At 71.5% G+C, this 19,782-nt stretch carries 18 protein-coding genes; 15 read left to right on the top strand and 3 right to left on the bottom strand.

Annotated elements, in window-relative coordinates; translation table 11 throughout:
* Positions 1–11: 11 nt before the first annotated feature.
* Together ACFWVC_RS07670 and ACFWVC_RS07665 are read left to right on the top strand one after the other, a co-directional pair.
* Positions 12–1,040, top strand: a complete 1,029-nt coding sequence (locus tag ACFWVC_RS07670; protein WP_384280095.1) for a saccharopine dehydrogenase family protein — start codon at positions 12–14, stop codon at positions 1,038–1,040.
* A gap of 128 nt (positions 1,041–1,168) precedes the next feature.
* Positions 1,169–2,716 (top strand): carboxylesterase/lipase family protein, encoded by a 1,548-nt coding sequence (locus ACFWVC_RS07665; protein ID WP_384280092.1) that lies wholly within the window; start codon positions 1,169–1,171, stop codon positions 2,714–2,716.
* On the opposite strand, the gene ACFWVC_RS07660 is transcribed toward ACFWVC_RS07665, so the two are convergent.
* Positions 2,713–4,230: an FGGY-family carbohydrate kinase gene (locus tag ACFWVC_RS07660; protein ID WP_384280089.1), complete on the bottom strand. Its 1,518-nt coding sequence runs from the start codon at positions 4,228–4,230 to the stop codon at positions 2,713–2,715. The two genes, ACFWVC_RS07665 and ACFWVC_RS07660, sit on opposite strands and share 4 nt — an antisense overlap.
* A gap of 294 nt (positions 4,231–4,524) precedes the next feature.
* Here ACFWVC_RS07660 and ACFWVC_RS07655 point away from each other — a divergent pair, with 294 nt between their 5' ends.
* The gene (locus tag ACFWVC_RS07655) at positions 4,525–7,350 is read left to right on the top strand and encodes an AAA family ATPase (protein ID WP_384280087.1); all 2,826 of its coding nucleotides are present in this window, start codon (positions 4,525–4,527) and stop codon (positions 7,348–7,350) included.
* A 144-nt stretch (positions 7,351–7,494) separates the two neighbouring features.
* Entirely contained in the window at positions 7,495–8,463 is a 969-nt protein-coding gene (locus ACFWVC_RS07650) for an AraC family transcriptional regulator (protein ID WP_384280085.1), read from the top strand.
* Here the strand turns inward: ACFWVC_RS07650 and ACFWVC_RS07645 are convergent.
* Entirely contained in the window at positions 8,447–8,968 is a 522-nt protein-coding gene (locus ACFWVC_RS07645) for a universal stress protein (protein ID WP_384280083.1), read from the bottom strand. The two genes, ACFWVC_RS07650 and ACFWVC_RS07645, sit on opposite strands and share 17 nt — an antisense overlap.
* Before the next feature lie 161 nt (positions 8,969–9,129).
* Between ACFWVC_RS07645 and ACFWVC_RS07640 the strand changes: the two genes are divergently transcribed.
* The 11 genes from ACFWVC_RS07640 to ACFWVC_RS07590 all read left to right on the top strand — a co-directional run bounded on the left by ACFWVC_RS07640 (position 9,130) and on the right by ACFWVC_RS07590 (position 19,110).
* Positions 9,130–9,570 carry a MarR family winged helix-turn-helix transcriptional regulator gene (locus ACFWVC_RS07640; RefSeq protein WP_384280080.1) on the top strand — a complete coding sequence of 147 codons (441 nt, stop codon included), beginning with the start codon at positions 9,130–9,132 and terminating at the stop codon, positions 9,568–9,570.
* Positions 9,571–9,696: 126 nt separating this feature from the next.
* Positions 9,697–11,373, top strand: a complete 1,677-nt coding sequence (locus ACFWVC_RS07635) for an MFS transporter (RefSeq protein ID WP_384280131.1) — start codon at positions 9,697–9,699, stop codon at positions 11,371–11,373.
* 58 nt (positions 11,374–11,431) lie between these two features.
* Positions 11,432–12,016 (top strand): isochorismatase family protein, encoded by a 585-nt coding sequence (locus tag ACFWVC_RS07630; RefSeq protein ID WP_384280076.1) that lies wholly within the window; start codon positions 11,432–11,434, stop codon positions 12,014–12,016.
* A complete protein-coding gene (locus tag ACFWVC_RS07625; protein WP_384280072.1) occupies positions 12,013–12,585 on the top strand; it encodes a YbhB/YbcL family Raf kinase inhibitor-like protein in 573 nt (190 codons plus the stop codon). The genes ACFWVC_RS07630 and ACFWVC_RS07625 overlap by 4 nt, the downstream gene beginning before the upstream one ends.
* A gap of 161 nt (positions 12,586–12,746) precedes the next feature.
* Complete coding sequence (locus ACFWVC_RS07620) at positions 12,747–13,022, top strand: hypothetical protein (RefSeq protein ID WP_384280069.1); 276 nt, start codon at positions 12,747–12,749, stop codon at positions 13,020–13,022.
* 389 nt (positions 13,023–13,411) lie between these two features.
* Positions 13,412–14,140, top strand: coding sequence for a DUF1684 domain-containing protein (locus ACFWVC_RS07615; RefSeq protein ID WP_384280067.1), 729 nt, complete (start codon positions 13,412–13,414; stop codon positions 14,138–14,140).
* Between the two features lie 45 nt (positions 14,141–14,185).
* The gene (locus ACFWVC_RS07610; protein WP_384280064.1) at positions 14,186–15,712 is read left to right on the top strand and encodes an ABC transporter substrate-binding protein; all 1,527 of its coding nucleotides are present in this window, start codon (positions 14,186–14,188) and stop codon (positions 15,710–15,712) included.
* Positions 15,712–16,677 (top strand): ABC transporter permease, encoded by a 966-nt coding sequence (locus ACFWVC_RS07605; protein WP_384280060.1) that lies wholly within the window; start codon positions 15,712–15,714, stop codon positions 16,675–16,677. The genes ACFWVC_RS07610 and ACFWVC_RS07605 overlap by 1 nt, the downstream gene beginning before the upstream one ends.
* Positions 16,674–17,552, top strand: a complete 879-nt coding sequence (locus ACFWVC_RS07600) for an ABC transporter permease (protein ID WP_384280057.1) — start codon at positions 16,674–16,676, stop codon at positions 17,550–17,552. The genes ACFWVC_RS07605 and ACFWVC_RS07600 overlap by 4 nt, the downstream gene beginning before the upstream one ends.
* A complete protein-coding gene (locus tag ACFWVC_RS07595) occupies positions 17,549–18,349 on the top strand; it encodes an ATP-binding cassette domain-containing protein (protein WP_384280053.1) in 801 nt (266 codons plus the stop codon). The genes ACFWVC_RS07600 and ACFWVC_RS07595 overlap by 4 nt, the downstream gene beginning before the upstream one ends.
* Positions 18,346–19,110: an ABC transporter ATP-binding protein gene (locus ACFWVC_RS07590; RefSeq protein ID WP_384280050.1), complete on the top strand. Its 765-nt coding sequence runs from the start codon at positions 18,346–18,348 to the stop codon at positions 19,108–19,110. The genes ACFWVC_RS07595 and ACFWVC_RS07590 overlap by 4 nt, the downstream gene beginning before the upstream one ends.
* Positions 19,111–19,351: 241 nt before the next feature.
* On the opposite strand, the gene ACFWVC_RS07585 is transcribed toward ACFWVC_RS07590, so the two are convergent.
* Complete coding sequence (locus tag ACFWVC_RS07585; RefSeq protein ID WP_384280046.1) at positions 19,352–19,753, bottom strand: tautomerase family protein; 402 nt, start codon at positions 19,751–19,753, stop codon at positions 19,352–19,354.
* Positions 19,754–19,782 lie beyond the last annotated feature (29 nt).

Here is a 19,782-nt window from a genome sequence, read left to right as displayed (position 1 = left end):
GGGAGAAACCCATGAGTTCGAGGCTCAAGGTGGCGGTGTTCGGCGCGTACGGGCACACCGGGCGCTTCGTGGTGGCGCAGCTGCGGGATCGCGGGTTCGTCCCGATTCTCTCCGGGCGTGACGCCGACAAGCTGAAGCTGCTCGCCGCAGCCGGATCCGGACCGGACGCCCGCCCGGCCTCGGTCGAGGACCCGGCCTCGCTGGACCGCGCACTGGCAGGCGCGGCCGCAGTGATCAACTGTGCCGGGCCCTTCGCCACGACTGCCGGCCCCGTGATCGAGGCGGCACTGCGCGCCGGGATCCCCTACGTGGATGTGGCCGCCGAAATCGAGGCCAATGCCGATACCTTCGCGCACTTCGCGGACCGCGCCCACGCCGCGGGCGCGGTGATCGTCCCGGCCATGGCCTTCTACGGCGGCCTCGGCGATCTGCTCACCACCGCCGCGATGGGCGACTGGACGAAGGCGGACGAGGCGCACGTCGCCTACGGGCTGAACAGCTGGCACCCCACCGCCGGTACACGGGCCGCGGGCGCGGTCTCCCATCGGCGGCGGGACGGCCGGCGCGTCCGTTACACGAACGGGCGGCTGGAGTACCGCCATGACGAGGCACCGACGCTCACGTGGCCCTTCCCCGACCCGATGGGCCCCCGCACCGTCATCGGGGAGTTCACCATGGCCGACGTCGTCACCGTTCCCAGCCATCTGTCCATCCCCGAAATACGCACCTACATGACGACCGAGGCGGCCAGGGACCTGTCCGCCCCGGACACGCCGCCGCCGGCCGCGGTCGACGAGCGCGGGCGGTCCGGGCAGACCTTCCTCGTCGATGTCGTCGTGCGCTCCGAAGGCCGCGAACGGCGCGCCGTGGCAAGGGGCCAGGACATCTACGCCGTCACCGCACCGCTCGTCGTGGAGGCGGTCGAACGCATCCTGACGGGACGGACCACGACGGTCGGTGTCGCCTCCGCCGGCGCGATCTTCGACGCTCCCGACTTCCTCCGCGCGCTGTCCTCGCACATGTCCGTGGAACTGAGCTGAAGCCAGGGCGGAGAGCCGGCCCGGGTCATCCGTAAATGGCTGGCGCGGCGTCCTGGCCGCGGTGGAGGATCCGCAGAGCCGGGGGCCGCCACCACGGACCCCTTCCGCCTGCCCGAGAGGAACATGCGATGACCGCTCCCGAGTCCGGGCCGTCCGGGTCCCGGCCCGAAGTCCGCACGACGGCCGGAAGCGTGCGGGGCAGCCGGGAGGCGGGCGTGGCGGTCTTCCGCGGCATCCCGTTCGCCGAGCCCCCGGTCGGCGCCTTGCGCCTCGCCGCCCCGCGACCGGTGCGGGGCTGGAGCGGAGTGCGGGACGCCGTCGCCTACGGCCCACCGCCCCCGCAGGGCGGCCATTTCGGCATGGATGAACGGACCGGGGACGCGGCGAACGACGACTGGCTGACCGTCAACGTCTGGTCGCCCGAACCAAGCCCCGGCGCGGGGCTGCCGGTGATGGTGTGGATCCAGGGCGGCGGCTATGTGATCGGCATGTCCGGCCTCCCCGAGTACGACGGCGGCCGGCTCGCGCGGGACGGCGGCGGCAGCGGCGTTGTCGTCGTGACGTTCAACTACCGCGTGGGCATCGAGGGCTTCGCGCAGATCGAGGGCGCTCCTTCGAACCGGGGTCTGCTCGATCAGGTCGCCGCGCTGGAGTGGGTGCGCGACAACATCCGGGCCTTCGGCGGCGACCCCGACCGGGTCACGGTCTTCGGCCAGTCGGCGGGCGGCGGATCGGTCGCCGCGCTTCTGGCGGCGGACCGTTCAGCCGGGCTCTTCCGCCGGGCCATCGCGCAGAGCGTGCCCGGCACGTACTTCTCCACGGAGCTCGCCGCGGACATCGCTGCCGCCTGCGCCGCCGAGCTGGGGCTGCGGCCCACAGTGGCCGACCTGTCGGGCGTCGCTCCGCAGCAGCTGTCCGCCGCCGGTGACACCGTCGGCGCCAAGATGGACCAGTGGGCGCACCGGTGGGGCCTGGCCGCGCACAGGACGATCCCCTTCTCCCCCGTCGTCGACGGCGATGTCCTGGCCGTCACCCCGTGGCAGGCCCTCGCCGACGGCGCCGGCCGCGGCATCGACCTCCTCGTCGGCCACACCCGCGACGAGCAGCGGCTGTTCACGGCCCTGGGCGGTCTGCTCGGCGAGGTGGGCGAGGAGCAGGCGGCCGACGCCCTCCGGCTCTTCGCACCCGGTCCCGACGGTGCGCGCCGCTACCGTGACGCCTTCCCCGCGGCGGGCCCGGACGAGCTGTACGAACGGGTCCACTCCGACTGGCTGTTCCGGATGCCCTCGCTCCACCTCGCCGAGGCCCAGGCGGCTGCCGGCGGCAGCGCCCACGTCTACGAGCTGACCTGGCCCGCCCCGGGCATGGGCGGCGTCCTCGGTGCCTGCCACGGCCTGGACGTACCCCTCGTCTTCGGCAACCTGGACCGCGGCCGGACCGCCATGCTGATCGGTGAAACCCCCTCGGCGGAGGCGGAGGCCCTGTCCTCCCGGATGCGCGCCGCATGGACGTCGTTCGCCGCCGATGGCGACCCGGGCTGGCCCGGGTACGGCACCGCTCAGCGCCTCGTCCAGCTCCTCGACACCCGGCCCGCGGTCACCTCCTGCACCGATGACCCCACCCGCCTGCTCTGGCGCGACCACGCCTTTCCCGCGCTGCCGCTGCTCAACCCTTAGCGCCCGTCGGGTGTGCCCGGACGCCCCGCGCCTTCACGCTGGAACCGGGCCAGGGCATGGACCACGTCGTGTGTCGCCGGATAGAGGTCCCGGTACAGGCGGTGCAGCCTGTCGTACGCGGCCCCGGCGGCCGGGTCCGGTACGCGCCGCTCGCGTACCGGGTTCCACGTCGCGGTCGCCGCCTCATCGGCCAGTCGGGCGGCGAGCCGGGCGGCCCCGTAGCTCGCGCCGACCGTGATGGTGGGGATCTCCTGGGGCAGCCCGGTGACGTCGGAGACGATCTGCGTCCACAACCCGCCCTGCGTGCCTCCGCCGACCGCGACGACCCGCCCGACTTCGGCGCCCGCCTGCCGCATGGCCTCGATGTTGTGGCGTACACCGTGCGCGGTGGCCTCCAGCGCGGCCCGGTAGAGGTCGCCGCGGGTGTGCTCGACGGTGAGACCGACGATCACCCCGCGGGCGTCGGGGTCGGCGATCGGGGTGCGCTCGCCGGCGAAGTACGGGAGCATCGCGAGCCCGCGTGCACCGATGCCGCTGTCGGCGGCTTCCGCCAGCAGGACATCACGCCCGGGTGAGCCGAACAGGCCCCGCAGCCACTCGGTCACCGCCCCGGAGGTGGCCATGCCACCGGCCAGCGAGCGGGTGCCGGGGAAGGCGCCGACGGTGCTCCACAGCTCGGGCACGCGCAACTGCCCGGCGACGGTGGCGATGAGGAACATGGTCGTGCCGTACATGAGCATCAGGTCGCCCGGCCGTGTCGCGCCGACGCTGACGGCCTCGGTCCAGGCGTCGACGGTCCCGGTGAGGACGGGCGTGCCCGGCACGAGCCCGGTGGCCGCGGCCGCCTCGGCGGTCACCGTTCCGGCCGGGTCACCGGGCCAGCGCAGCTCGGGCAGCTCCGCGTGCGGCCACACCGCCTCCACCCAGGGGCGGTACCAGTCCTGGGCCCAGGCGTCGTAGAACGGGACGGACTGGCCGGCCGAGTGGTGGTCCAGCACATAGGCGCCGGTGAGCCGGTGGGCGAGAAAGGAGGCCGGCATGAACAGCCGCCGTGCGGCCCTGAACACCTCGGGCTCGTGCTCGGCCACCCAGGCCACCTTCGGCCCCACCGCCTGTGTAGACAGCACGCTTCCGCATCGGTCGAGAACGTTCTCACGGCCGAGCTCGGCGTCGAGCCGGGCGATCTGCGCGACCGCCCGCGTGTCCACGCCGTAGAGGATGGCCGGACGCAGCGGCCGGTCGGAGGCGTCGGCCAGGCAGACGCACGGGCCCATGCCGCTGACACCGACCGCCTCCACCGGCGCGGCGTCGGACAGGAGTTCGCGCGTGATGCCGCGGAACTCCTCCCACCACACCCCGGGGTCCATCTCGACATGTCCCGGTTCCGGACGGGAAACGGTGTGGGTGCGCACCGCGGTCGCGATCACCTCACCGGAGGCGTCGACCAGGACGCCCTTGCTGCTGGACGTGCCGATGTCGACACCGAGAAAGGTCCTGCCCGCATCTCCCCGCACAGGTGCACCGTAACGCCGGGAGCACCGCCCCCTGTGCCGACGCGCGCGCGTCAACCGGCCGCCCTGCGGCGGGATCCGGCGGGATCCGGCCGGCCGACGGGATCCGCGGCACCTCCGGCCGGTCGTGCGCCTGACGCCGCAAGTACCGTCCCTGCCTGGGCGTTCCGCCGCACCCGGTCGCCGTGGCCGCCGCGGACGCCGGGTTATGGTGGGCCTCGCCAGCAACGGGGAGAGCAGGCACCGGAGGGCCCATTGTCATCAGTTCGGTCAGGGCTGCTCGGCCGGGAGCAGACCTTGGATGCCATCGGCACCCTCATCGAGCGGTTACGCGGAGAGCTGGCGACCGATACCTCGGGCCCCGAAGCCGGGGCGAGTGAACGCACCCTGCTCCTGCTGGGCGAGCCGGGCATCGGCAAGACCTCGCTCCTGGAGGTCGCGGCCAAGCAGCTCAAGGGCCAGGGTGGGCAGGCACGTTGGGTGGTGGGCCGCCCCGAGGAGGCCGGTCTCGCCTTCAGCGGCCTCGCCACGCTCCTGCACCCGTGGCGCGACATCTCGGCCTCCCTCGACGCCGAGGACCGGGCACTCCTCGAAACCGCCCTGCGCGGGGAGGGCGCACCGGCAGGCGGCACCCTCGCTCTGGCCGGAGCCCTGCTGCGGGTCCTGTCCCAATGGGCGGACGCGGGACCGGTCCTGGTGGTCGTCGACGACCTCCAGTGGCTCGACCAGTCGACCCAGGACCTGCTGAGCCTGTGCGCCCGTCGCCTCCAGGGCGAGCCTGTGGGCTTCCTCCTCGCTTCCCGCCCCGATGGGCTGCCGCCCGGCTGGACGCGTCAGAGCACACTCCACCGGCTGGAAGACCTCGACGACGTCCACGCGGCACACCTGCTCGACTCTCTCGCGGTGCCGCCGCAGGGCCGGACCCGCCGGCAGGTGATGCGGCAGGCCGGTGGCAACCCGCTCGCCCTGGTCGAGCTCGCACGCGCGGCGGCCACCCGCTCGCCGGACGAGGAACGAAGCGGCCTGGAACTCCCCCTCACCGAGCGCCTGGAGCAGATCTTCGCCGCGGACCTCGATGCCCTGCCACCGGCCACACGACGCCTCCTGCTGCTCGCCGCCATCGCCGACCTGCCGGACATGGGGGCCCTGGCAGAGGTACTCGGCGACGTCCTCCTGCCCCACCCTCACGATCCGGCCGGCGACGATCCAGCAGGGGCGGCCCCGCCCGTCCGAAGCGGAGCCGACGCCGACCGCCGGGCACAGGGAACACGGGCCGCGGAGGAGGCCTGGGCCCTCGCGGAGAAAGCCGGACTGCTCGCCCTGCGCCAGGGAGTGATCCAGTTCAGGCACCCCCTGGTCCGCTCGGCCGTCCTGTCCGCCGCCCCGTTCGATCAGCGGTCCCAGGCACACCGGCTGATCGCGTCCGTACCCGCCCTCGACGAGGACCGCCGGGCCTGGCACCGTGCCGCCGCCACCGTCACCGCGGACCAGGACGTCGCCGACGCGCTCGAAGGCACCGCGGAACGCGCGCGCCGCCGAGGCGGTTACGCGGCAGCGGCCATGACTCTGGAACGGGCCGCCCAGCTCAGCCCCCTTGCCGACGACCGTGTCCGCCGCCTCAACGCCGCCGCCGTGTTCGCGAGTTTCGCCGGCCATCCGCGCTGGGTGGCCGAACTCACCTCCGCCGTCGCCGCCGAAGCGGGCACCGCCGACGCCCGTGCCGAGGCCGACCTGTACGCCGGCTGGGCCCTGGCCCTGACCAGCCGTCACGAAGAGGCGATGAACCGCCTGATGGCAGCGGCGGACGGCTGGGCAGCAACCCGTCCCGATAGGGCCTTGGACGCGCTCGGCACCGCGTCCACGGTTGCCTACACCAGTGGTGAGGCACGCTTCCGCGAAGCCATCCTGCGGCGCTATCGGGCACTTCCGTCCCATGGCGCCGACTGCAACACGGCGTGGATCCTCGCCGGCTGCGACCCGCTGGGTTCGCGCGCCGAAGCGCTCGCCCACCTCCGGCACGCGGTCGCCGCCCGGGACGACAAGCCGATCATGGCCTGGGCCCTCCTCGGCGCCGCCGCCTGGTCGCTGGACGAGACCGACACGGCCGTACGGCTGCTGGGCACCATGCTCGAGATGTACCGCCAGGCTCCCACCGCGGGGGCGAACGCCACCGTCGCCTCCGCTCACGCCCTGGCCTTGTTCGAGGCCGGCCGCTGGCCCGCGTCGCTCGCGGGAGTGGGCGAGGCGGATCGTGCCGCCGCCGCCGGCGGGCTGGAGCTGGCCACGACCAGCACGAACATCCTGGCCGCCGCGCTTGCCGCGGTTCGCGGCGACAGCCGGCGCGCCACGCGGACCCTCGCCGATGTCACCCGTGACTTCGATCTGCGAGGGACGCGCACCTTCGCGATGCGCGCCCGCCAGACGCACGCACTGGCATCGCTCGCGGAAGGGGATCATCGGGCGGCGTATTTCCACCTCAGCCGGCTCTTCCACCGCGACGGCAGCCCCTTGCACTTCCACAGCTCCTTCCATGGGCTCGCGGACCTGGCGGCCTGCGCCGTGCGTGTCGACCGCGCCGACGAGGCGCGGGCCACACTCGAGGCGGCCATGGACCAGTTGCCCGCCACGACGTCGCCGAGACTGCACCTGATCCTGTGCAGAGCCCAGGGCCTGCTCTCCGGCGACGCCGCCCGCTCCGAAGAACTGCTCCGTGAGGCGGCGTTCACCCCGGGCAGCGATCAGTGGCCCTTCGAACGCGCCCTCGCCCTCGCCGACCTGGGAGAGTGGCTGCGCCGCCGTCAACGGCCGGCTGACGCACGAGCTCCCCTGGGGGAGGCACTGGACGTCTTCCGGACCCTGGGGGCGGCCCCCTGGGTCACACGCACCGTCGCGGAGCTGCGGGCCACCGGCGTGGACCCCGGTCAGGAGCTCCGCCCGGACCCGACCATGGAACTCACCCCCCAGCAGCTGGCCATCGTGGAACTCGCCGCCCAGGGGCTGTCGAACAAGGAGATCGCCGCCCGGCTGTTCCTGTCGCCCCGCACCGTGGGCTTCCACCTCAACCGTGCGTTCCCCAAGCTCGGTGTCACCTCGCGCTTCCAACTGCGGGACGTCTTCGCCTGATCCATCGGCCGACGGCCGCGGCAGGCGGGTCAGGTCGTGTGACAGAAGCGGCCGAGGACGACCTCGCCGCAGACTGAGCACGTTCCGTCCGCCCAAGGCAGGGATCAGCCGGCCGCCGGCGTACGGATGAGCGGAGGATCGCGCGTGCACCACTGGACCCCGGCCGACCCCACATCCCCGGTGGAAGCCGGGAACGACGCGTTCCCCGGTACGCACGCCACGAGCCGCGTCCCCGCGATGGACCGCACCGCCTCGTGGACGGGACGCCCCGACCGCCGGCGGGCGCAGACGTACGGCATCGCTCTGTGCACCGGTGGCCGGGAGGCGGTGACGACCCGGGATGCCCGGCGCGTCAAGGCCGATCCCCGCGGAACCTACGAACTCCTCGTCCCCCTGGCCGGGACCGCCCGGGTGGAGCAGGGTTCGTCGTCGGGCGAGATCCGGCCCGGTGACGTGGCCCTGTACGACGTCGACCGTCCCCTGACCTTCGTGCACACCGCGGATTTCCGGTCGATCGCCGTGATCGTGCCGGGCAGGGGGCCCGCGGGCCGCAGCCTGGCCGCGGCACGCGTGCCGCAGGTGCTCAGCGGGGCCGGGGGCCTCGGCCGGGTGATCCGCACGATGGTGACCACGCTGCACGAGGAGCGTGGGCAACTCTCGGAGACGATGTTCGACCTCGCCTGCGAGCGGCTGCTCGACCTCGTGTGCCTGGCAGCGGAGAGTACCGGCGACGCGACGCCGGCCGGACAGAGGGTCTCGGTGGAGGCGGAGATCCTCCGGTACGTCCGCCGCCACGTATGCGACGACGACCTCGACATCGCCCGCATAGCGCGGGCCCTCGGCTGGTCGCCGCGCCGTATCCAGCAGGTGCTGCAGGCGGCCGGCACGACCGCTCGCGGCCTCATCCGCCGAGAGCGCCTGCTGCTCGCCCGGACACGGCTGGCCGCCGCGAGCTGGGCCGGGCATTCGATCACGCAGATCGCCTATTCCTGTGGATTCGGCAGTCACGCGTCGTTCAGCACCGCCTTCCGGCAGGAGTTCGGCATGACGCCCCGGCAGGCCAGGTACGGCGTCCTCCCCGCTCCCACCTCGCCGGTCAGGGAACGACGATGACCGGCTGCTGAGCGCGGCGCGCCAGCCTGTGGGAGATCGAGCGGAAGAGCCTGCCGCCGGCTCCGCGCGACCGGCCCACGATGATGACGTTCGCCCTGTACCTGCGGCCGGCCCTCTCCAGCTCGTCCGCCACGACACCGCTACGCCGGACGAGGATCCAGTGCAGTCCTGACAGGTGCGCCTCGTGGGCGAGTTGGCTCATCAGCGCGTGCGTGCCGCCGTACCGGCCCGGTGCGACGAGCGGCGGCTCGAAGCCGAAGAACGACGCGACCGCGTTCTGTCTCGCGACGTGGACGATGATGAGCGCGGCACCGGTACGGCGCGCCATCCCCGCCGCGTAGGACAGCGCCCTTCTGCTGGGCGCGGAGCCGCTGTATCCGACGAGCACACCGTACTTGTCGACGGTCGTGTGAACGCTCTCGAAGCCGAAGGCCGGCTCTCCGGCGGTGGACGACCGCGAATAGGGGCTGTCGCCGAAAGGTTCGGGAGAGCCATGGCCTGCCATGAGGAACCTTTCCGGGGAGAGCGGCACGGGCGGCGTGGATGCCGACCTGCGCGCGGGCCGAGTTGTATCACCGTCCTCAGGCATGACCGGCGACTCCCGTGAAATGTGACAACGGCCCGAGGTGAATTCACTAAGGTGGATTGATAAGGTAGCCTTAGCATATGAACGACGACCTGGACCCCGGTGGAGTCGCGTCAGCCCTGCTGGCGAGTCTCAGCGTGCTGCTGCGACGGGTACGCCAAGTACCCGTCGACGGCGGGCTCACGATGCCGGAGCGGACCGCTCTGTCCCACCTGGAACGCTCGGGCCCCACCACGTCCTCGGCGCTGGCCCGGGAAGTGCAGATCACCGCACAGGCCATGGGGGCCACGCTCAGCGCGCTGCAAGCCCGTGGCCTGGTCGAGCGCCGTCCGGATCCGAAGGACGGCAGGCGCGTGGTGCTGACGGTGACCGAGTCCGGTCTTCAGGCGCTGAAGGACAAGCGCAACGCGCGGACCGAACTCATCGCCCGGGCCCTGACCAGCGGCGCGTTCACTCCGGCCGAACGGGAGCAACTCGCGGCGGCGGCCGCGCTGCTGGACCGGCTGGCCCGGAACATCTGACGCCGACGGAACCGACCAAGAGGAAGCACGTTGCCGACCGACCTTCCCGAGGCGCACGCCGCCCGCCGACCGGCCGGCGACCGGTACAAGTGGACGGCGCTGACGAACACGACGGCAGCCGTCTTCATGTCCGCGCTGGACGGCTCGATCGTGCTGATCGCGCTGCCGGCCATCTTCCGCGGCGTGCACCTCGACCCGCTGGCGCCGGGCAACATCGCCTACCTGCTGTGGATGATCATGGGGTACCGGCTGGTCCAGGCCGTCCTGGTGGTCACGGTGGGCCGCCTGGGGGACATGTACGGCCGGGTCCGGATCTACAACTCCGGGTTCGCGGTCTTCTCCTTCGCCTCGATCCTGCTGTCCTTCGACCCCTTCGACGGCGGCCACGGAGCGATGTGGCTGATCGCCTGGCGAGTGGTGCAGGCCGTCGGCGGCTCGATGCTGACGGCGAACTCGGCGGCGATCCTGACCGACGCCTTCCCCAAGGAGCAACGCGGCTTCGCCCTGGGCATCAACCAGGTCGCCGGCCTGGCCGGGATGTTCATCGGCCTGGTCGCCGGTGGCCTGCTGTCGGCCTGGGACTGGCGGGCGGTGTTCTGGGTGAACGTGCCCGTCGGCGTGTTCTTCACGGTGTGGGCCTACCGCACCCTGCGCGACACCGGCAGGCGCGGCGGCGGCCGGATCGACTGGTGGGGCAACATCACCTTCGGGGTAGGCCTCAGCGCGACCCTGATCGCGGTCACCTTCGGCCTCCAGCCCTACGACGGACACACCATGGGCTGGACCAACCCACTGGCCGACGGGCTGATAGCCGGCGGACTGGTCCTCCTGGCAGCCTTCGTCGCCATCGAGAACCGCGTCTCCGCACCGATGATCCGGCTGGGGCTCTTCCGCCAACGGGCCTTCACGTTCGGCAATCTGGCGGGCCTGGCCATCTCGATCGGCCGCGGCGGGATGCAGTTCGTGCTGATCATCTGGCTGCAGGGCATCTGGCTTCCGCTGCACGGCTACGACTACAGCGACACGCCGCTGTGGGCGGGCATCTTCATGCTGCCGCTGACCGCCGGATTCCTCGCCGCGGGCCCCGTCTCCGGCTATCTGTCCGACCGGCTCGGCTCCCGGGGCCTGGCCACCGGCGGCGCGCTGCTGTTCGGCGCCAGCTTCCTGGGTCTGATGCTGCTGCCCATCGACTTCAGCTACTGGATCTTCGCCCTGCTGATCGCGGTCAACGGGATCGCCAACGGCATGTTCGCCTCCCCCAACTCCTCCTCGATCATGGGGAGCGTGCCCGCGGACCTGCGCGGAGTCGCCTCCGGCATGCGCGCCACCTTCCAGAACTCCGGCACCGCCGTCTCGATCGGCGTGTTCTTCTCCCTCATGATCGCCGGGCTGGCCGGCAGCCTCCCGCACACCCTCACCGCCGGGTTGCAGGCGCAGGGCGTACCGGCTCACGTCGCCACCCAGGTCGGCAACCTGCCGCCGGTGTCGTCCCTGTTCGCCGCCCAACTGGGCGTCAACCCGATCCAGCACCTGCTCCAGCCCAGCGGTTCGCTGGCCCACCTGACCGCGGCGCAGCAACAGAGCCTGACCGGACGCGAGTTCTTCCCAAGCCTGATCGCCGGCCCCTTCCACTCCGGCCTGGTGATCGTGTTCGCCTTCGGCGCCGTCCTCGCCCTTCTCGCCGCGATCGCCTCCCTCCTCCGCGGCGCCGGCCCCGCCGCCAGGACCCCCGGACCGCGAAGGGCCACCGGCGACGCCCTCACCCCTGTCACCGACGGCCTGACCGGGACGCCGCGCGACTGAGTCCGCCACGCTCCCGGCCCCGCCGACCAGCCGATCTCTCACAGGAGAAACAGCGCGCATGACACTGACAACCATCGATCCCCGGCCCGCGCTGGTCGTGATCGACCTCCAGAAGGGCATCGTCTCCGCCCTCGGCGATCCCGCGGTCACCGACGTCGTCAAGCACGCGACCCGGCTGGCCACGGCCTTCCGCCGGCACAGCCTGCCCGTGGTCCTGGTCAACGTCACCGGACGCGCGCCGGGACGCACCGAGAGCGGACAGGCCGGGGGCGGACGGCCCGGGAGCGGGACGGCCGCGCTGCCCACCGGCTGGGCCGACCTCGTCGACGAACTCGACGTCCAGCCGGCCGATCACCTGATCACCAAGCGGCGGCGCAGCGCGTTCCACGACACCGGACTCGACACCCTCCTGCGGGATCTGGGCGTCACCCAGATCGTGCTCGCCGGGATCTCGACCGGTTCGGGTGTCGAGTCGACCGCACGCTCGGGCTCCGACCACGGCTACCACGTCGTCCTGGCCACCGACGCCATGACCGACCCCGACGCCGAGGCCCACCGCCACAGCGTCGAGCGCGTCTTCCCCAAGATCGGCGAAACCGCCACGACCGCCGAGGTCATCGACAAGGTGGAGGCCACACGATGACCCTGCTCGGCCGGCTCCTGTACAACCGCAGGGCGGGCGACACCCACACCGCCTGGAACCTGCCCAACCTGCGCGGCCCCGAGCTGCCGGCTCTCACCAGCCGGCACTTCGGCGACGGCGACTCCATGCCGCTGGAGCACTGCGCGAAGCACATCGGCGGCGACGACCTGTCGCCGCACCTGGCCTGGACCCCGCTCCCGCCCGGCACCGCGCAGCTCCTGCTGGTCGTCGAGGACATCGACGTCCCCATGGCCAAGCCCGCCGTGCACTGCGTGGCCCTGATCGACCCGGCGGCCGGACACCTGGAGCCCGGTGCCCTGGCCGGGCGGCGGCCCGGCCCCGGAGTGCGTGTGCTGCGTTCCACGATCGGACGGGGCTACCACGGTCCCGCGCCCATCAAGGGCCACGGGCCGCACCGCTACGTCTTCCAGTTGTTCGCCCTCGCGACCTCCGTGGACGGCGCCCCCGGCACCACGCCGGTGGACCGGGCGCGGCCGCGCGTCCTCCTGCCCGCCATCACCGCCCCCGTCCTCGGCCGCGCCCGGCTGATCGGCGTCTTCGAACGCTGACCCCGGGCCCGGGGCTGTGCGTTCTCCGCCCCGGCAGGGAACCGCACAGCCGCCGGTCGCCAAAGAGCCGTCAGCTTCCCGTCAAATGGACATGCATGGAGCGGTCGTGTTCTCCCCCGGCCCATAGCGTCGCTGTGTCCGGGCGAAGTGGAGGTGGGGCAGTGCGCGGGTTCGCGGGAGCGTCCTTGGTGGCGGTCCTGGCCGTCGGCGTGATGGTCGGGCTCGGCTGCTGCCTGATGGTGATCCCCGCACGGACGACCCGCTTCCTCAACGAGGCGTTCGTCGTCGTCCCCGTGGTCGGCGGCAGGCACTACTGGCTGAAGCGGGCGATCGCGACGGTGGCCGGCGCGACTCTGATCCTGTACGGCGTGTACTTCGGCGACCATGTCCTCATGGGCGGTCGGCTTCTGTGGGGTCACGTCAACACGAGCAACTGAACCGCGCGGCCGGCGTGGCGAAGGTCACGCTGAGCAGTCGGCCGGCGGCCACCGTGGTGGTCATGGCGACGCCGCGACACCGCCGGCCGGCTTGCGCACCCCGGATCATCGTCTCGAATATTGGACACCAGCCGGCGCGGTCACCCGTAACCGGAAAGTCCACCGCAAGTCCTCATCACCACACGTCACAGGCTTGCAAGCGCAACTCTTCGAAAGCCGTCCAGGCCGCAGCCGGACTTCCCTTCGGGCGCACTTTGTCTCACCATATGGGACCTCGTTGACTTTGGATCTCGGCCTGACGGATAAAGAACACCCTCAGGCCATTTCTTCGCGCAGCGTGACCATCGCGGCGTGAACGCCGGCGATCCCTCTACGCGAATGAGTCCAACGTGTCCCACCCCACCGCCATCGGGCCCGCGTCCGTCCCCGTCGGGCTGTGGCACGCATGGCGCGCCGAGCGCCACCGCGGCCTCACCTCACCGACCGGGAACCTCGCCCTCGTCGAGACCCGCTGGCTCCCGGCGGGTGAACACCCCGACGCGGAGCAGGCAGGCGCCGGGCAGCCGGAAACCGTGACCGTCACCGCGCTCCAGCGCACCGACATCGTCACCGGCGAGCCCGAGCACGGCCTGCGCTTCTGGGACGCCGACTCACCCGCCATCCGGCACTTCGACCGGGTCGACGCCTTCGCCTACGATCCGGCCTGGGTGCTGCACGCGACCTACACTCCCGCGCCCGGTGCCCGCCGGATCCCCTTCGAGCACCTTCGGGACAACGGCGGCACGCGGGACCTCGTCGTCCCCGGGGACATCACCCTCACCGTCGACGGCCGCGACTACACCCTCAGTGCCTTCGACGACGACGGCACACTGCTGCTGGTCTTCGGTGACCCCACCAACGGGGCCGCCACCTACGGCGCCGGCCGCTTCCTCTTCGTGCAGCGCACCGAGGACGAGAGCCGCGTCCTGCTCGACTTCAACCGCGCCTTCGTACCGCCCTGCGGATTCTCCGATCAGTACAACTGTCCGATGCCGCCGCGGCAGAACCGCTTCCACCTGCCCGTCGAGGCCGGCGAGAAGCTCCCCGTCTTCCGCGACGGCTTCCTCGCTCAGTACTGAACTCCCGCAGTCTCCGCGTCACCGAAGCACGAAAGCGCCTTCACCATGAACCTCAAGAAGACCTCCCTGTACGGCACCGCGACGGCCGCCACGCTCGCCCTGACCCTGACGGCCTGCGGTGGCTCCGGCTCCGGCTCCGGTGGAAGCAACGCCGGCGGCACGTACGACAAGAACGCGACCGTCAACATCGGCTCGCTCTACGAGCCGCAGAACCTCGACAACACCGCCGGGGGCGGCCAGGGCGTGACCGAGGCCCTCAACGGCAACGTCTACGAGGGCCTCTTCAAGCTCTCCGACGACGGCAAGGTGCAAAGCCTCCTCGCCCAGGACTACAAGGTCAGCGGCGACGGGCTCACCTACACCTTCACCCTGCGCAGCGGCGTGAAGTTCCACAGCGGCAAGGAACTCAGCAGCCAGGACGTCAAGTACAGCCTGGAGAAGGTCATCGCCGACGACTCCCAGTCGGCGCGGAAGAGCAACCTCGCGGTCATCAAGGACATCGCCACCCCCGACGCGCGGACGGTCAAGGTCACGCTGTCGCAGAAGTCGATCTCCTTCATCTACAACCTCTCCTACGTCTGGATCATCAACTCCCAGGCACAGAACCTGAAGACGACGGAGGACGGCACCGGCCCGTACAAGCTGGACAAGTGGACCCGCGGCTCGGCCCTGAGCCTGGACCGCTTCCCGGGCTACTGGGGCCACGCCGCCGCCAACGAGAAGGCCGTCTTCCACTACTACAAGGACGCGACGGCCCTCAACAACGCGCTGCTGACCAACGCCGTCGACGTGGTCACCAGCGAGCAGTCGCCGGACGCCCTGGACCAGTTCAAGAGCAACCAGAACTACAAGGTCAGCGACGGCAACTCCACCACCAAGCTGCTGCTCGCCTTCAACGACAAGGCCAAGCCCTTCACGGACGTCAAGGTGCGCCAGGCCGTGTCCTCCGCCATCGACGACAAGAAGCTGCTGGAGTCGATCTGGGGCGGCTACGGCAAGCTCATCGGCTCGATGGTGCCGCCCACCGACCCCTGGTACGAGGACCTCACCAAGGTCAACGCCTACGACCCGGCACGCGCCAAGCAGCTGCTCTCCGAGGCCGGGTACGCCAAGGGCTTCGCCTTCACCCTCGACACCCCGAACTACGACCCGCACCCCACCGCCGCCACGTTCATCAAGTCCGAACTGGCCAAGGTCGGCATCACCGTCAACATCAACACGATCACCCCGGACGAGTGGTACACGAAGGTCTACAAGAACCACGACTTCACGGCGACGCTCCAGGAGCACGTCAACGACCGCGACCTCGTCTGGTACGGAAACCCCGACTTCTACTGGGGCTACGACAACAAGCAGGTCACGCAGTGGGTCCAGCAGGCCGAGGAGGCCGCCACCACCGATGAGCAGACCGCGCTGCTGAAGAAGGTCAACGAGAAGACCGCCGAGGACGCGGCAAGCGACTGGCTGTACCTGTACCCGCAGATCGTCGTCGCGAGCAGCAAGCTGTCGGGCTACCCGCTCAACGGCCTCAACTCGCAGTTCTACGTCTACGACATCAAGAAGAAGGGCTGATGGCGCGCTACCTCCTGCGCCGACTGGTCTTCCTGCTGGTGTCGTTGGCCCTGGCGAGCGTGGTCCTGTTCGCGCTGCTCCGGCTGCTCCCCGGCGACCCGGCCAACGCGCTCACCGCGGTCGGCGCCAGTCCGGAGCAGATCGCCGCGGCACGGCACTCCATCGGGTCCGACAGGCCGCTGCCCGAGCAGTTCACCCACTGGCTCGGGCAACTGGCCCGGGGCGACCTCGGCACGTCGTTCGTCAGCTCGCTGCCCGTCGGACCCGAGGTCGCGTCCCGGCTGAACGTCACCGTCCCGCTGACCCTGGCCTCCTTCGTGCTCGCCGTTCTCGTCGCCGTCCCCGCGGGGTTCGTCGCCGCGCACAAGCGGCACACCTGGTACGGCGCCCTGCTCAGCGGTGTGTCGCAACTGGGCATCGCGATACCGGTGTTCTGGCTCGGCATGATCCTCATCGCCGTGTTCGCGCTGAACGCGGGCTGGCTGCCGTCGGGCGGCTTCCCGCCGGACGGCTGGTCCGAGCCGGCCGAGGCGGTCCGCTCCCTCGTGCTGCCGGTCGTGACCATCGCCCTGGTGATGAGCGCGTCCCTGATCCGCTACGTGCGCTCCGCGGCCCTCGACGTCCTGGGCAGCGACTACCTGCGGACCGCCCGCGCCCTGGGTTCCTCCTTCGGCCGGGCGATGTGGCGGCACGGCCTGCGCAACGCCTCGGTACCGGTGATCTCCGTCCTCGGCATCGAACTCGCCACGACCCTGCTCGGCGCGGTGGTCGTCGAGTCGGTGTACGCGCTGCCGGGCCTCGGATCGATGCTCGCCACCGGCATCTCCCAGCACGACTACCCGGTCATCCAGGGCGTGCTGTTCGTGTCCACGCTCGCCGTGCTGCTCATCGGCTTCGTCGCGGACCTGGTCCAGCGGATCATCGACCCGCGGCTGCGCGGACGGCTGTCGGGAGGAACCCGATGACCGCGCCCGGCGTGCTCGAACCGGCCCGGCCCAAGGAGGCGGCGCGAGCCCGGCGCCGGTTCCGGGGCTCCCCCACACTCGTCGTCGGCTGTGCGCTGGCCGGCCTGATCGTGCTGCTCGCGCTGGTCTCCCTCTTCTGGCTGCCCTACCCCGCCGACGACACCTCCGGCGGACGGCTGGCGGGACCCGGCGGAGGGCATCTGCTGGGCACCGACAAGCTCGGCCGCGACCTGTTCACCCAGGTGATGGCGGGGTCGCGCATCGCCGTCCAGGCGGGGCTGGGGTCGGTGCTCATCGCCGCCGCCCTCGGGGTCACCCTCGGCATGCTCGCCGCGTTCGCGCAGGGCTGGCTCGACGACACGCTCTCGGCGTTCCTCGACATCCTGATCGCCTTCCCGACACTGCTGCTCGCGATGCTCATCGTCGCGGCACGCTCGGCGACCCTCGGCTCCGCGGTCCTCGCGATCGGCCTGGCGCAGAGCGCCGTCGTCGCCCGGCTGGTCCGCATCCTGGTCAAACGGGTGCTGGCGCAGGACTACATCACCGCCGCGCGCACGTCCGGCACGTCCTGGCCCCGCACGGTGCTCGGCCACGTCCTGCCGAACATCTGGCCCACCCTCGTGGTGAACCTGGCCCTGCAGTTCGGCCTCGCCGTCCTGGCCGAGGCGGGCCTGTCCTACCTCGGCCTGGGCGCCCCGCCGCCCAACGCCTCGTGGGGCCGCATGCTCCAGGAGGCGCAGGCCACCTTCACCACCGCCCCCGCCGGGGCACTCGCCCCCGGCATCCTGCTCGTCCTGCTCGTGATCGGCGTCAATCTGATCGCCGACGGACTGCGGGACACCCTCGACCCCGCGACCCGCCGGAGGCGCACATGAGCCTCCTCGACGTACGCGGCCTGACCGTCCGGACCGCCGACGGCCGGGTGCTGATCGACGACCTCTCCTTCACCGTGGGGAGCGGTGAACGCCTCGGTCTCATCGGCGAGTCCGGCTCCGGCAAGTCGCTCAGCACACTCGCCGTCCTCGGGCTCCTGCCCGACGGCATGACCGCCACCGGCAGCATCGAACTGGCCGGCACCCAGATCGTCGGCGCCCCCGAAAGGCAGCTCACCCCGGTACGCGGCCGCGACGCGGCCATCGTCTTCCAGGAACCGCTCACCGCGCTCGACCCGCTGATGCGCGTGGGCCGGCAGATCGCCGAACCGCTGGCCCGGCGCACCGGCCTCAAGGGTGCCGCGCTGCGCGACGCCGTGCGCGACGCGCTGACACAAGTACGCCTGCCGGAGCCGGAACGGGTCACCCGGGCGTTCCCGCACGAGATCTCCGGCGGACAACGGCAACGCGTCGCCCTGGCCATGGCCCTGGCCTGCGACCCCGCTCTGCTGATCGCGGACGAGCCCACGACCGCGCTGGACGTGTCCGTGCAGGCGGAGATGCTGGACCTCATCGACGCCCTGGTACGGGAGCGGAGGATGGCCGTGCTCTTCGTCAGCCACGACCTCGCCGTCGTGGCCCGGGTGACCGACCGCGCCATGGTGATGAAGGACGGCCGCGCCGTCGAGGAGGGCCCGGTCCACGACCTGATCCGCTCCCCTCGCCAGGAGTACACCAGGGCCCTCGTGGCCAGCGCGCGGCAGCTGGAGTCCGCTTTGGACCTGAGGAGCGCACCGTGACGCCCGTACTGGAACTGAGGGACGTGACCCTGCGCCACCGGGGGAACAGCGCCGACGCGGTGCGGGACGTCTCCCTCTCGGTCGAGGCGGGGCAAAGCCTCGCCCTCGTGGGTGAGTCCGGGGCGGGCAAGACGACGCTGCTGCGCCTGCTGCTGGGGCTGTCCCGCCCCACCGCCGGAGGTGTCCACTTCGACGGCGCCGGCCTCTCACTCCGCGACCGCGGGCAGATGCGCCGTTTCCGGCGCAGCGTGCAGTGCGTCTTCCAGGACCCCTACTCCTCGCTCGACCCGCGCCGGCGCGTGGGAGCCATCGTGGCGGAGCCGCTGCGCTCCCTGGGCATCGACAGCCGGTCCACCGCCATGCCGAAGGCGGCCGCCGCCCTGGAACGCGTCGGCCTGCCCGCCGACGCGTTGCAGCGCTATCCGCACGAGTTCTCCGGAGGGCAGCGCCAGCGGATCGCCATCGCGCGGGCCGTGGTGTGCCACCCGCGGGTGCTGCTCGCCGACGAACCCGTCAGCGCGCTCGACGTCACCACCCGGGTCAAGGTCGTGGACCTGCTCGCGGAGCTCAAGCAGGAACAGGGGCTCACCCTCGTGATGGTCTCCCACGACCTGTCGGTCGTGGCGTCCCTGTGCGAGCGCACCGCCGTACTGGAACGCGGCCGCGTCGTCGAACAGGGCGACACCGGCCAGGTGCTGGGCCGCCCCGCACACGCCTACACGCGCCGCCTCATCGACAGCGTCCCGCGACTGCCCGCCTGAATCCGGCGGAGCCCGGCGGCGGCAAAGGAAGCACCCCGCTCCCGACCACGACGACGGAGCGGGGTGCTGTTGTCCCGGCACTGCCGGAACACATCCGGGATCCGGTCGAATCCGTACACCCACTTCAAAGGACGCAACCGTCGGACCCTGACGCACCAAGCATCGCCGGTCTCCGGCGGCGAACGGAATCATCGGTTCGCTCATATCCGTGTGACCGCGGCGGTCACGCCGGCCGGGGAGTTCACCAGCGAGGTGCGACGTCGGCGAGCTGGAGTTCGCCCCTGCCGAACGAGAAGTTCTCGTTCGGGACCGGGATCAGTGCGATGAAGATGTCGTCGGGTGAGACATGAAGCGCCTCGACGACCAGTCTGTTGATGGCCGCGGCGACCGCCCGCTTGTCTTCGAGGGGCCGGTGTGCGCCCAGCATGAGGGTGATGATCATGGCATCGCCGCTGCGCCGCATGTCCATGAACGTCGGATCCAGGAACAACTCGTTCTCACCGTGTTCCCCGATCATGATGAACCGGTCGCCCTCGGGGATTCCGAGCGCCTGCACCAGTGACTGGTTGAGCGCGTCGGCCAGTGCTCGCTTCTGTTCCGGCGAGTAGCGGCCCGCGGGGATGTGGGCATGGAAGACGGGCATGACAGCCCCTTTCAGTAGTGCGGTGTCAA

Origin of the sequence: Streptomyces sp. NPDC058691, from assembly GCF_042714775.1 — a bacterium.
Lineage (GTDB): Bacteria > Actinomycetota > Actinomycetes > Streptomycetales > Streptomycetaceae > Actinacidiphila.
Note: the sequence above shows the minus strand (reverse complement) of the source record. Positions and strands in the feature narration are given on the sequence as shown.

Bases quoted from the DNA above. Each gene is read 5' to 3' on its own strand.
- ACFWVC_RS07600 (WP_384280057.1), top strand. From the start codon at position 16,674: ATGACCGCGCCCGGCGTGCTCGAACCGGCCCGGCCCAAGGAGGCGGCG.
- ACFWVC_RS07640 (WP_384280080.1), top strand. From the start codon at position 9,130: ATGAACGACGACCTGGACCCCGGTGGAGTCGCGTCAGCCCTGCTGGCG.
- ACFWVC_RS07665 (WP_384280092.1), top strand. From the start codon at position 1,169: ATGACCGCTCCCGAGTCCGGGCCGTCCGGGTCCCGGCCCGAAGTCCGC.
- ACFWVC_RS07635 (WP_384280131.1), top strand. From the start codon at position 9,697: ATGTCCGCGCTGGACGGCTCGATCGTGCTGATCGCGCTGCCGGCCATC.
- ACFWVC_RS07595 (WP_384280053.1), top strand. From the start codon at position 17,549: ATGAGCCTCCTCGACGTACGCGGCCTGACCGTCCGGACCGCCGACGGC.
- ACFWVC_RS07625 (WP_384280072.1), top strand. From the start codon at position 12,013: ATGACCCTGCTCGGCCGGCTCCTGTACAACCGCAGGGCGGGCGACACC.
- ACFWVC_RS07630 (WP_384280076.1), top strand. From the start codon at position 11,432: ATGACACTGACAACCATCGATCCCCGGCCCGCGCTGGTCGTGATCGAC.
- ACFWVC_RS07645 (WP_384280083.1), bottom strand. From the start codon at position 8,968: ATGGCAGGCCATGGCTCTCCCGAACCTTTCGGCGACAGCCCCTATTCG.
- ACFWVC_RS07585 (WP_384280046.1), bottom strand. From the start codon at position 19,753: ATGCCCGTCTTCCATGCCCACATCCCCGCGGGCCGCTACTCGCCGGAA.
- ACFWVC_RS07610 (WP_384280064.1), top strand. From the start codon at position 14,186: ATGAACCTCAAGAAGACCTCCCTGTACGGCACCGCGACGGCCGCCACG.
- ACFWVC_RS07670 (WP_384280095.1), top strand. From the start codon at position 12: ATGAGTTCGAGGCTCAAGGTGGCGGTGTTCGGCGCGTACGGGCACACC.
- ACFWVC_RS07605 (WP_384280060.1), top strand. From the start codon at position 15,712: ATGGCGCGCTACCTCCTGCGCCGACTGGTCTTCCTGCTGGTGTCGTTG.